This window comes from Brasilonema sennae CENA114 (genome assembly GCF_006968745.1).
In the GTDB taxonomy this organism is placed as follows: Bacteria; Cyanobacteriota; Cyanobacteriia; order Cyanobacteriales; family Nostocaceae; genus Brasilonema; species Brasilonema sennae.
Map to the genome: position 1 here is coordinate 7,594,743 of NZ_CP030118.1, position 13,193 is coordinate 7,607,935.

Below are 13,193 nucleotides of genomic sequence, written 5' to 3' on the forward strand. Positions count from 1 at the left end.
CAGTTCCAGTTTAAAATCAATTTATTGGTTATTTATCCACCCACGCCGATAAACTCGTAGAATATATCTTTGTTGATCAGTTTCCACCAAATACGTATCGTTAAGACCTCGCTTGTATAGTTTGCAGTTACGGATATCGCTGATGGGGTAATGGCGCAGTACAGTGTCAATTAAAGCCTCACTGTCAAGAATAGAATGAATGACAGAAATTAATAATTGGCTCATAAAATCATAGCTGCTGTTGATAACATCTATCGTTGAGAGGAAGTTGAGATTTTGAATTTTGGATTTTGGATGATTCAATAGTCATTTCTACCTGTTTCTCCACTCCCTCTCCTCCCCCACTCATTTTTTCACTTTTTTCCGGCTTTTTTTTTCAACTTCATTACTCAAACTACCCCTTCATGTGGCAATCTGGGAAACAGAATGTTTTCCAACTGGATATCTTTGCTACCAAAATTTTACTTAACAGGATATGCAAACCCTGCCTACGCTAACAACTTCCAACACTGCAAATCTTCAACCCACCTTTGACACCACGATCAAACGGCGCAAAACCCGTCCAGTCAAAGTAGGCGATGTCATCATTGGGGGTGGCTACCCTGTGGTAGTGCAGTCAATGATTAACGAAGATACCCTAGACATAAATGGTTCAGTCGCAGCAATTCGCCGTCTTCATGAAATTGGCTGCGAAATTGTTCGCGTTACTGTACCCAGTATGGCTCATGCCAAAGCGTTGGCAGAGATTAAACAAAAATTAATCAAAACCTACCAGGATGTGCCAATTGTGGCGGATGTGCATCATAATGGTATGAAAATCGCCTTGGAAGTCGCCAAACACATAGAAAAAGTGCGGATTAATCCAGGGTTGTATGTATTTGAAAAGCCAAACCCCAACAGAACCGAATACACTAAGGCTGAGTTTAACGATATTGGCGAAAAAATTCGTGAAACTTTGGCTCCATTGGTGATTTCCTTACGTGATCAAGGCAAAGCTATGCGAATTGGGGTAAATCACGGTTCTCTTGGTGAAAGAATGCTGTTCACCTACGGCGATACCCCAGAAGGCATGGTGGAATCAGCAATAGAGTTTATTCGCATTTGTGAATCTTTAGATTTCCACAACTTGGTGATTTCTATGAAAGCTTCACGAGTGCCAGTTATGTTAGCTGCCTATCGTCTCATGGCACTGCGGATGGATGAACTGGGTATGGATTATCCTCTGCACTTGGGTGTCACCGAAGCAGGTGATGGCGAGTATGGACGGATTAAATCAACCGCTGGTATTGCCACTCTCTTAGCTGATGGTATTGGCGATACAATTCGCGTGTCACTAACGGAATCACCAGAGAAAGAAATCCCTGTCTGCTACAGTATTTTGCAAGCTTTGGGATTGCGCAAAACAATGGTGGAGTACGTTGCTTGTCCTTCTTGTGGACGGACATTGTTTAACCTAGAAGAAGTTCTGCACAAAGTCCGCGAAGCGACTAAACATCTCACCGGACTCGATGTGGCAGTCATGGGGTGTATTGTTAATGGACCTGGGGAAATGGCTGATGCTGATTACGGTTATGTTGGCAAAACGCCTGGATACATTTCTCTTTACCGTGGAAGAGAAGAAATTAAAAAAGTTCCAGAAGATAAAGGAGTGGAAGAATTGATCAACTTAATTAAGATAGATGGACGTTGGATAGATCCATAAAATTTTGAAAATTTCGACAAATTTTGTACCGCCGACATCGGTTGTCGCCGGATAACAAAGCATTTTTATGAAATAAAAAAATATGCTCAGTCTTTAGTGCAAAACCCTGTGTTAGATTGAGCATACTGATTAGAAAATTTTGCGTCTTGCACAGCTGTCATTATGGTGATTACAAGAAGTGGACTTGTTTTGGGTGCTACAGCGGTGACACTGACAACAATAGCAGTCACTGGCCTGGGTATTCACTCACAAGGACAGGCTTTATTTAAAGAAAGTCCTAAGGAATTAATAGATGAAGTTTGGCAAGTTATTAACCGCCAATATGTAGATGGTACTTTTAATAAATTAGATTGGCCGGCTGTTCGTCGTGAGTACCTGAACAAGTCTTACAGCGACAAGCAGCAGGCTTACAAGTCCATCCGCGAAATGCTCAAAAAGCTGGGTGATCCTTACACTCGGTTTATGGATCCAGAGGAGTTCAAAAATCTGCAAGTGGATACCTCTGGAGAACTGACAGGTATTGGTATCCAAATTGGTTTAGATGAGAAAACGAAAAAGCTGACTGTAATTGCGCCGATTGAGGATACACCTGCTGCAAAAGCTGGTATTTTGGCAAAAGATGTCATCACCAAAATCAACGGAAAAAGTACCGAAGGTATGGATACCAATCAAGCAGTATCCTTAATCCGAGGTACAGCAGGAACAGCGGTCAATTTGACAATTTTGCGCAATGCTCAGGAAAAACAATTCAACATTACAAGAGCTAAGATTGAAATTCATCCAGTCGAGTACTCTCAAAAACAAACTCCAGCAGGCAATCTTGGTTATATTCGCTTGAAGCAGTTTAGCGCCAACGCTGGTAAAGAAATGCAACAAGCAATCACAAATTTAGAGAATAAGCAAGTCGCTGGTTATGTCCTGGATTTACGTAATAATCCTGGTGGCTTACTTTTCTCTAGCGTCGAAATTGCCCGAATGTGGATCAGTAACGGCACAATAGTCTCCACTAAGGGCCGCTTGACTAACGGGCGCTTCGCAGAAGAACAACGAGAAGTGGCAAATGCACGTGCTTTGACAAACAAACCGCTCGTGGTATTAGTGGATAAAGGTTCAGCAAGTGCTAGTGAAATCCTCTCTGGAGCTTTGCAGGATAACAAGCGTGCTGTTATAGTCGGTAGTCAGACCTTTGGCAAAGGCTTAGTCCAATCAGTGCGTCCTCTCGACGATGGTTCCGGAATGGCGGTGACAATTGCGAAATACTACACTCCTAATAATCGCGATATCAATAAGCATGGAATCGACCCAGATGTCAAAGTGGAGTTGACGACTGCTCAGCGAGAGCAGCTATGGCTCAAACAGCGCGACAAAATTGCCACCCTACAAGATCCGCAGTTTGCCAAAGCAGTTGAAGTGATCGGCAAAGAAATTGCACAGAAAGGAAACAGCAGGGCAGAAAAAAATTAAAAAGTCTTTTGACTTCAGACTGGTTGGCACTTGAGCGATCTAATCAGTCCTACGCGGCGGGCAATGGCTTCTCCTTGGGAACTAAACGGCCCCCATTGCTCAATAATTTCTGGATTTTTTTCCTCGGTTGCTTCGTCACTGGGGATTATTTCGCAATGACCAGCCGCATGCTTGACAATATACCAAGTTTGTGTATCAGTCATGGTTGATGTGAAGATAGCCAGTGTAGTCTATATATGCCTAATGATACAAGCTTTTTGGCAGTAGGTCGTGTGAACCTCAATGAGGCGAAGTCATTGTCTTTGAATCAGGATTATGCCGCAATACTTTGGACAACTGCACACAACCGAACCGGCTTGGTCAATTCTTGAGGGAGTGCAAACAATACAACAGAGCGATCGCCATATCCTCTTCAAATGTGGCGATCCATGTTTAAGCATTAGCGTACTAGCCCCGAACCTCATTCGGGTACGAATGACGCCAACGAGCGAATTCTTACCTCGGCGATCATGGGCAGTCGCACAGGCGGATGAAGAATGGCCCACTGTGCCGTTTGAGGTGCGAGAAAAAGCAGAAACTATAGAAATTGAAACTGAACAGCTGCGCGTTGTTGTGTCCCGCAATCCTTGTCGTATCCAGTGCTTCGACAAGTCCGGACAGCCCTTTGCTCACGATGCCGATCCAGGGATGGGGTGGCGGACTGGTACCATTGCTGGCTGGAAACGGATTGAAGCTGATGAACATTTTTATGGTTTCGGTGAACCCACTGGCTTACTCGATCAGCGTTCAAAAGTCAAAACCAACTGGACATCTGATGCGATTGACTACGATGTCCTGACAGACAGTATGTACCAGGCGATTCCCTTTTTCATCGCGTTACGTCCTGGATTGGGGTACGGGCTTTTCTTCAATACGACTTTTTGGAGTCGCTTTGATTTGGGGGCAGAACAACCGGGAGTTTGGCGGATGGAAACTCACGGGGGTGAACTGGATTACTATATTATTTATGGACCAGAACCTGCAAAAATTCTTGAGACTTACACCCAGCTAACCGGACGGATGCCGTTACCGCCCAAATGGTCACTCGGTTACCACCAGTGTCGCTGGAGTTACGAGTCACAAGATATAGTAAGCAAACTGGCGAATGAATTTCGTCAGCGCCGCATTCCCTGTGATGTTATCCATCTCGATATTGACTATATGAGTGGCTACCGGGTTTTTACTTGGAGTCAGAAGCGATTTGCTAACCCCAAAGAATTAATAGACAATCTCAAGCAAGATGGTTTCAAGGTAACGACAATTGTTGACCCAGGGGTCAAGTACGAGCCAGAAGCAGATTACAAAGTTTTTGATGAGGGATTAAACAACGACTATTTTATTCGGAAAACGAATGGTCAGCTATTTCACGGCTATGTCTGGCCCGATAAAGCCGTCTTTGCTGATTTCCTGCGCCCTGAAGTTAGAGATTGGTGGGGAAGTTTGCTAAACAGTCTCACTGACGTGGGTGTTGCTGGAATCTGGAATGACATGAATGAACCGACACTTGATGACCGTCCATTCGGAGATCCTGGTAAGAAGATTGCGTTTCCCCTTGATGCTGCCCAAGGACCAACTGACGAGAGAACTACCCACACTGAAACCCACAACCTGTATGGACAAATGATGGCACAGGCATCTTATCAGGGACTTGAAAAATCTCGTCCGACAGAACGCTCGTTTTTTCTGACACGATCTGGATACGCTGGGATTCAGCGCTGGTCTGCAGTATGGACGGGAGATAATCAATCCCTGTGGGAACACCTGGAAATGTCCTTACCGATGATGTGTAACCTGGGTTTATCGGGCGTTGCGTTTGTGGGTAGTGATATTGGGGGGTTTGCGGGTAACGCGACGGCTGAACTATTTGCTCGTTGGATGCAGGTAGGAATGCTTTACCCCTTGATGCGGGGACACTCTGCATTAACGACAGCACAGCATGAACCTTGGGTGTTTGGCGATCGCGTTGAAAAAATTTGCCGCGAGTACATCGAACTGCGTTACCAACTGCTGCCCTACATTTACACTCTCTTCTGGAAAGCCGCAAACACTGGCTCACCAATTCTGCGCCCCCTGCTGTATGATTTTCCCAATGACCCGAAAACCTTCACCCTCGCTGACCAAGTTATGCTTGGGTCCTCATTATTAGCAGCACCAATTTACCGTCCAGGTGTTGAACACCGTGCCGTGTACTTGCCTGAAGGTTCCTGGTACGACTGGTGGAGTGGCGAGACTTTTCAAGGACCAATTCACATTCTGGCACACGCACCGCTTGAGCGAATGCCATTATATGTTCGTGCTGGCTCGATTATTCCGATGGCACCAGTGATGCAATACGTAGATGAACGTCCCTTAGACCAGATGAGGCTTCGGATCTGGATGGGGACAGGTGAGTTTACACTTTATGAGGATGACGGTCATACCTTTGAGTACAAAACAGGAGCCTTTTGCACAACAACTTACCACGTTTGTTCACAAGGGCAACAAACCATTGTTGAGATTGGAGGACGAGAGGGTAACTTTTCACCCGCAACGCGTGAAGTTATTGTGGAACTAGTTGGTGTTGGCGAACAGAGTTTTGTCGATGATGGTGCTGCACGTCAGTTGACGTTTGAAATTTAGGGGTCTTTCGTCAGCCACCCTCCCATCCATCCCCCACAACCACACGGATTGCAGGGGATTTTGTTGTTAGCGCGATACGCACAAGCTAAAGCCAGAGGCTTATCGCGCAAAGCGCAGACACAATCATGCGTATCGCCCCACGACGAAAATGCATAAATCACTTCACCCATCCCTAACTAAATAATGATGGCACGCACCCCGCTATCCTTGGGCGGGGTATCCTAGCACATCTTGTTCATAGTAGTTTTAAGTCCCCATAATCCGACGTGGTTATGGGGTCTTTTGTTGCCGCTGCGAAACTCGCTGAGCGCCAGAGGCGCACGCTGCGCGAACGCTCAAATTCAAAATTCAAAATTCAAAATTCAAAATTAAGAATTCTTTTTTTTGAACTTTGAATTTTGAACTTTGAATTCCCCGGAGGGGAGGGGTCTACGCTCCACTCCGTTCCACTCGCGGCGGACATATCACATTGCTATTTAACGAGATGAACGCAAATATGGCTCACACGTTGCCTTAGCTCCTTTCTCATCAGAAGTTTGAGGATTTTGGAAAACAGGATGATCCTGTAATCGCTCACAACCAGCTTTCAACCAAGACTCAAATTTAATATCCCACAACTGCACTGTGCCATCTGAACCACCACTGACAATTGTTTTATTTTTTGTGCTTATTGCTACTGATTTTACGGAACCCTGATGACCTGTTAAGGTAGCGAGTTGGTTGCCCTTGCTATCCCACAACCGCACTGCGCCATCATTACCACCACTGACAATTGTCTGACCATCTGTGCTTATTGCTACTGAATTAACAGCACCCTGATGACCTGTTAAGGTATAGAGTAGTTTGCCCTTGCTATCCCATAACCGCACTGTGCCATCTTCACCACCACTGACAATTGTCTGACCATCTGTGCTTATTGCTACTGAATTGACAGACTTCTGATGACTTGTTAAGGTAGCGAGTTCATTGCCCCTGCTATCCCACAACCGCACTGTGCCATCTTCACCACCACTGACAATTGTCTGACCATCTGTGCTTATTGCTACTGAATTGACCAAACCCTGATGACCTGTTAAGGTATAGAGTGGTTTGCCCTTGCTATCCCACAACCGTACTGTGCCATCTTCACCACCACTGACAATTGTCTGACTATCTATGCTTATTGCTACTGAATTGACGGCACCCTGATGACCTGTTAAGGTAGGGAGTTGGTTGCCCTTGCTATCCCACAACCGCACTGCGCCATCATTACCACCACTGACAATTGTCTGACCATCTGTGCTTATTGCTACTGAATTAACAGCACCCTGATGACCTGTTAAGGTATAGAGTAGTTTGCCCTTGCTATCCCATAACCGCACTGTGCCATCATTACCACCACTGACAATTGTCTGACTATCTATGCTTATTGCTACTGAATTGACGGCACCCTGATGACCTGTTAAGGTAGGGAGTTGGTTGCCCTTGCTATCCCACAACCGCACTGCGCCATCATCACCACCACTGACAATTGTCTGACCATCTGTGCTTATTGCTACTGAATTGACGTAATCCTGATCACCTTTAAAAATATTTTTTTCCCTACTATTTTGGACTGCACTGAATAAGCTGTCTTGTACTGATGGGGGTAATGATTGATTGGGGAAACTAAACAAAGGTGAGCGGCTTTGTCCTACAAGACTAATTGCGGTGACTAAGTTTTGTAAAGGAACAATCGGTAACAAACTTTTTACTGATATGGCAGTTTGTTTTATTCGCTCGATTTCTGCGTTTTGCCATTGATAAGCTGCAAAGCCTGCGATTGTTGTTGTTGTGACAAGACCTGTAACTAGTCCTCCAATTGCAAGCCGTTGTAAACGCTTTCTCTTAATCTCTGCTTGTTGGGAAGCTTCAAAAAATTCCACTTGTAGCAGTGTCATATCATCGCTGGCTCGCTCATAATAATTCTTTAAAAAATCCAAATCTGGAGAACGCCAAAGACTTCCCTCTGGACGATTGTTTTCATCCCAAACCCTTGCTGCCTCATCTAAGCGACGCCCAAAGCGAATATCGCTGCGGCTACTATCTAGCCATTCTTTCATCTGTCCCCAGTTAGCAAATAAGGCTTCGTGAGTAACTTCTGCTGTTTGTGTTCCATTAATGCTAAAAAGAGTAACTAACCGCACACCGGGGCTAGCGAATCTATCAATCACTTTTTTAACATACTCACGTTCATCTTTATAAGAAAGCAAGCTATCAATATTGGCACGGCGACGGGTGTCGCTTGTTCCTTCCCCAAGCTGCACTAACCCCAGAAAGACTCGTTGAGCAATTTTCTTTTCTTGTTTGTTGAGGCTTTGATAAATGCGCTGAGCTTCATCTGCTAATGCTCCACCAACTCCACCAATTTGTTCAAGCGTCTTGACAGGTTCAACACCAATTTTTAGCCCGTCCCAGATGCGGGTTAATGCAAACTGGAGTAGGGGTAATGCTCCTTCCCGCCCTTGTGTGTCCTTTAGTAACAAACTAACTACAGCATTATCTAATGGATGACCTGCATTTGATGCTGGTTTGGTAATTGCTTGCCGCAATTCCTCTGTACTCATGGCAGGTACAAATACGCCAAGCTCGGCAATGACTTGATTAAGCGCTGGGTGTCGTTGTGTTTCTCCAAGAAAGTCACTACGCAAAGTTATAATAACTGATACACAACCAGAGCGATCGCCTGCGGCATGAATTAAATTCTCAATAAATATTTGGCGCTCATTCGGGTCATTGCAAAGCGAGTAAACTTCTTCAAACTGGTCTATTAACACCACTAACGGCGATACGGCAATCTCTGGTAAGACGTTGGCAATGCGTCTTAAGCCATCATAAATAATAGTATCAGTAGTGTTACTGCTAGTTTGTTTTAATTCTTCTGCAAACTCGCGGGTTTTAGTTACAGGAGTTTGGTCATTAGTCGCAACCCTTGCCAACACTGTTGCTAAAGCTTGAATTGGATGGGTACCAGGGACAAGCACCGCCACTCGCGCTTGACTCTTACCCGGTAAAGGACGACGGGCTAATTCTGGAATTAGACCAGCACGCGCCAGGGAAGATTTACCAGAACCGGATGGTCCCAAAATTGGCAATAAACGTAATGGCGCTTCTAGTTGAGTTGTGTTTTCGTGAAGAGTGCGAAACAGGTTCCAAAGTTTTTCGATTTGTTTTTCCCGCCCAAAATAGCGATCGCCATCAACTTCATGAAATGCAAGTAGTCCTTTGTAAGGATTGGAACCTATTTCTCCTGTGGTAGAAACTTTTTCTTCTTTTAGTTGACGCTCAAGTTGGTACTGATAGATAACAACTCTATTACCATCTCCAGAAATAATTGCACTGCTGATAGCATCTTTTTCAATCCTAATACTGCGATTTTCATCCCTTAACCCGCTATCGCTCATCGATTCTGCCTCAAAATCAATCCACTCCTGTCAAATTCCCAAACCAACGATACTTAGTAGCTTATGCCAGTTCTCTCCTAACCAAGCCGTTGTTTTGGTTAAGTGAGGTTTAAGTTTTTCAACCACAGATGCAAATCCCTCAGCCCTCTTAGCATAATCGAACGCTCGATCCAATGCCTTACCTACCTCATTTTTATCTGGGTTGGGCTTGTTTACCTCGTCCTCGGCATCAGCAAAGGCATTCTCAATTTTGCGACGATCCGGACTTTCCAGCAATGCGATCGCCTCTTGCAGTGCCTTCAGTTCCGCCCGAATATCAACACTTTCAGGTGCAGGTAAACTCACAGGTTGAAATTGTATATTGGCAACGTTGCGATCGCCTGTTTGAACCGCACTACCAGTGACATTACCCCCGATAGAAACTGAGCGATTTTGTGTCACCTTGTTATCATCACTCCTAGAATCATCCTTAAAAGATTTTCCGGGTATTACGTTCTCTGAATTTGTTGTGATTTCTGTTTGGTTTCGACGTCGTCTTGCTTTGAGGACAGGTGTTAAATCCTCTGGAATTTCTTGTAAATCAAGGAAAGTACAACCAATTGCAAAACATTCCTCTATGAGTCTGCCAGCACCCAACGCATCATAAAATCCAGTAGCAAATTTAATCGCGGCGACATCCCCTATCGCCCGATTCATACCCACAACATAATCAATGTGTTGGTGGATTGCCTCTGCTTGGTCTTTTGAATAGCAAGTATTAAGTAAAACACATTCTGTCGTGTCTTGAAACAACCCGAATAACCTAGCCAAGGCTTGTGTACTGAGCAGTTGTACTTGTCCAAAATTATTTTCCAAAGCTAAGCCATTGCTACCATCACCATGCCCACAAAAGTGAACGATAGTCGGTTGGTATTCTAACAGCGCACGATGCAGGTCTTCCACTCGTGTCGCCCACCTAGTAACGATTTGATACTCATAGCGATTTTTGGCACGTTTTAGCGCCGCAGTTATTTCCCGTACTTCTTCATCCAGTCGTAACCGAGAGGTATTTGTCGGATTGGCAGCCAGAATCAGAATTGTTTTGACATACGTGTTATGACTCATGAAAGAGTTTAGAGCAGGGGTTAGGGTTTACACTTTGACAGGAGTTATAAAATATCATTACTTAGATCTTGCACCATACTTTTCGTCCGCCAAGAAATAAATTTCTTGGCTCAAAGTCCAAGTCCGTTCAAACGGACTGAGTAAATTTTTCAGTCCGTTTGAACGGACTTGGGTTATTAGCCTTGTAGACGCCGGAGGCGGTGAGGGGGTCGCAGTCTTGGCGGTTCCCGTCGATTGCGAACCCCCGAACCCGGAGGGCTTCCCGCAGGGTACTTTAGTTCAAGGCGTACTCAACCGGAGGTGCAAGATCTCAGATGACAGATAAAATGTGAGCTTCGACTAAGTTTTTACTTCTTTTTATAGATAAACTTCGAGTTGACTTATGCAGGTGAACTACCTACACCTTATCTATACTCAGATAGGCGTAGGTAGTTCACAAGTACTTTTTTTCACAACTACTGCAAAAAAACAATCTTTGGAAAATAAAAGGACACCGAATACAGGTGTCCTCATATGATTACCAAAAATCAGCAACTGTGGAAAATCAGAGAATTTTAGTCATCCAAAATCAAGAATCATTTACCATTGCCATTACCAGAGGTAAGAATGCGATCGGCAATTCTATCAGGAACTTCTTGAAGATGGTCGTATTCCCAATGGAAGGAACCAACGCCAAGAGTGAGCGATCGCAACTCCACAATAAAGTTCTGCATCTCTGCTTGTGGTAAATAAGCAATCACACAGTCCCATCCTTGCCAGTCATGTACACCTTCATAACCCAAAATCTGCCCCCGTCTACCAGTCACAAGTTGCAGTACTTTGGCAGTAAATTCGTTTGGAGTGGAGACTTGCACACGGAGGATAGGTTCTAGTAGAGTAGGTTCACACTTTGGCATTCCTGTTTGCATGGCAACACGGGCAGCTTGCTTAAATGCTTGCTCAGAACTATCAACAGTGTGGTAAGAACCATTTGTGAGAGTTACCTTGACATCTACAACTGGAAAGCCCAATGGACCATGTGACAAAAACTCTCGCACGCCTACTTCCACACCAGGAATGTATTGCCTAGGAACAACACCACCTACAATAGTTTCTTTGAAATTAAAGCCTTCGCCGCGTGATAATGGCTGAATGTCCAGGTAAACATCGCCAAACTGTCCATGACCACCGCTTTGATGTTTGTAGCGTCCGTGAATTGATGACGCTGGTTTGCGAATGGTTTCTTTGTAAGGCACTTGCGGTAAGTGCGTGGTCATCGGTAGATTATATTTGCGGCGCAGTCGGTCTAGTGCAACTTGCAAATGAATCTCACCTTGACCCCAAAGGATAACTTCGTGAGTATCGCCGTGTTGTTCCCAAGCAAGAGAGGGGTCTTCTTCCAACAGCTTAGTAATCGCACTGCTGAGTTTTACTTCATCGTTGCGCTTTTCGGGAGTAATCGCCAGGGCGTAAACTGGTTCTAACTGTGCAGCTTTGGGTAATGCCGTCGTTATCTGTTCACAAGAAAGAGTATCCCCGGTCTTAATACCCTCTAAACGACTAATAGCAACGATTTCACCAACACAAGCTTGATTAATTGACTGCTGCTGTTGTCCCATGAGGCGGTACAAACCACCAGCACGAACGCCGTTGAGAACAATGCCATCAGTTAACTTACCCCGCCAAACTCGTACCAGAGATAATTTGCCACCTTGGGGAGTGTAGTAAGTTTTCAGCACTTGCGCCACAGGGGAATCGCCTTTTTTAACTTTTAAGCGACGTTCTGCTGTGGTTTCTGGTTCAGGCGCTTCTCTGAGTAAAGCTTCTAGAAGTGGGCGTACACCGTAATCTTGCTCAGCAACTCCAAAGAAAACAGGGACAACCAAATCTGCCCCTAATTCCATTTTCAGGTCTTTGAGGATTTCTTCTTGGGGAGGTTCGATGTCTTCTAAAAGTTCTTCTAGTAAATGGTCGTCAAAATCTGCCAAAGCTTCGAGCATTTCTGCCCGTGCTATGTGTTCTTCTTCTTTAAGTTCTTCAGGGAAAGGTATAGGATCAGCAGGTGCACCTGCATGGTATTTGTATGCTTGTTCGCTCACCAAGTCGATAAAGCCCATGAGCTGTTCCCCTTGCATAATGGGGTATTGATGCGCTACCAAGGGACGACTGGAAACGGCTTTGAGAGCGTGTAGCGTGTCTAAGACATTGATATTAGCCCGATCCATTTTATTCACAAAGACGAGGTGAGGAATTTCCCAGTCGTCCAGGAATTTAAATAAAGGGGCAAGAGTGAGAACTCGATCTGTGATGGGTTCGCAAACGACAATTGCTGCATCCACGCCCATTAAGGCGTTGTACGTTTCTTGGGCAAATTCCACACTTCCAGGACAATCAATAAATGTGAAGCGAGTGTCATTATATTCAGTGCTAGCAGCACTCACTTCTACACTCATATGGCGCTCGCGCGATTCAGCAGCACTATCTCCTACTGTGTTACCATCCTTAACGCTGCCTTTGCGAGTTATTGCACCTGTAACGAATAATAAACTTTCCAGGAATGTGGTTTTTCCACTTAAATATGGACCAACAATTGCCACATTTCGCGAACCCGATTTCACTTTTTCGTTCATACAACCTCCCTTGCAGCTAGACATATCTAGCCGCGTTATCTTATGTTATTGATAGTTCAAAATTTGATGATCCCAAAGATTATTGTCTCCTTAACTTGAGATTATCTCTCTTTTAATATAGGTAGTGAAAAATTGTATTTTCTCGTAATATTTAACTCAAGAAAATTTAACTATTACAAAATTTGCTATATAAAATTAAACTTATATGAATGTGAGCATATGTAACAAAAACTT

General features: G+C 44.5%; 8 protein-coding genes. 3 read left to right on the top strand and 5 right to left on the bottom strand.

The features are described 5' to 3' along the window. Positions 1–21: 21 nt before the first annotated feature. Positions 22–303: a hypothetical protein gene (locus tag DP114_RS34565; protein WP_216669952.1), complete on the bottom strand. Its 282-nt coding sequence runs from the start codon at positions 301–303 to the stop codon at positions 22–24. 172 nt (positions 304–475) lie between these two features. Between DP114_RS34565 and ispG the strand changes: the two genes are divergently transcribed. Further along, complete coding sequence (ispG, locus tag DP114_RS31595) at positions 476–1,702, top strand: (E)-4-hydroxy-3-methylbut-2-enyl-diphosphate synthase (RefSeq protein WP_169268613.1); 1,227 nt, start codon at positions 476–478, stop codon at positions 1,700–1,702. A 162-nt stretch (positions 1,703–1,864) separates the two neighbouring features. Next, the gene (gene ctpC, locus DP114_RS31600) at positions 1,865–3,166 is read left to right on the top strand and encodes a carboxyl-terminal processing protease CtpC (RefSeq protein WP_171978006.1); all 1,302 of its coding nucleotides are present in this window, start codon (positions 1,865–1,867) and stop codon (positions 3,164–3,166) included. A gap of 14 nt (positions 3,167–3,180) precedes the next feature. Here ctpC and DP114_RS31605 read toward each other — a convergent pair whose 3' ends face one another. Next, entirely contained in the window at positions 3,181–3,369 is a 189-nt protein-coding gene (locus tag DP114_RS31605; protein ID WP_171978007.1) for a DDE transposase family protein, read from the bottom strand. Between the two features lie 112 nt (positions 3,370–3,481). Between DP114_RS31605 and DP114_RS31610 the strand changes: the two genes are divergently transcribed. After that, on the top strand, positions 3,482–5,824 hold the full coding sequence (locus DP114_RS31610; RefSeq protein ID WP_171978008.1) for a glycoside hydrolase family 31 protein: 2,343 nt from the start codon (positions 3,482–3,484) through the stop codon (positions 5,822–5,824). A 476-nt stretch (positions 5,825–6,300) separates the two neighbouring features. On the opposite strand, the gene DP114_RS31615 is transcribed toward DP114_RS31610, so the two are convergent. The 3 genes from DP114_RS31615 to DP114_RS31625 form a co-directional block, all read right to left on the bottom strand. Then, positions 6,301–9,246, bottom strand: coding sequence for an NACHT and WD repeat domain-containing protein (locus DP114_RS31615; RefSeq protein WP_172195365.1), 2,946 nt, complete (start codon positions 9,244–9,246; stop codon positions 6,301–6,303). 30 nt (positions 9,247–9,276) lie between these two features. Further along, positions 9,277–10,350 carry a CHAT domain-containing protein gene (locus tag DP114_RS31620; protein WP_171978010.1) on the bottom strand — a complete coding sequence of 358 codons (1,074 nt, stop codon included), beginning with the start codon at positions 10,348–10,350 and terminating at the stop codon, positions 9,277–9,279. A gap of 575 nt (positions 10,351–10,925) precedes the next feature. Then, positions 10,926–12,959, bottom strand: a complete 2,034-nt coding sequence (locus tag DP114_RS31625; RefSeq protein ID WP_171978011.1) for an elongation factor G — start codon at positions 12,957–12,959, stop codon at positions 10,926–10,928. Between the last annotated feature and the right edge of the window lie 234 nt (positions 12,960–13,193).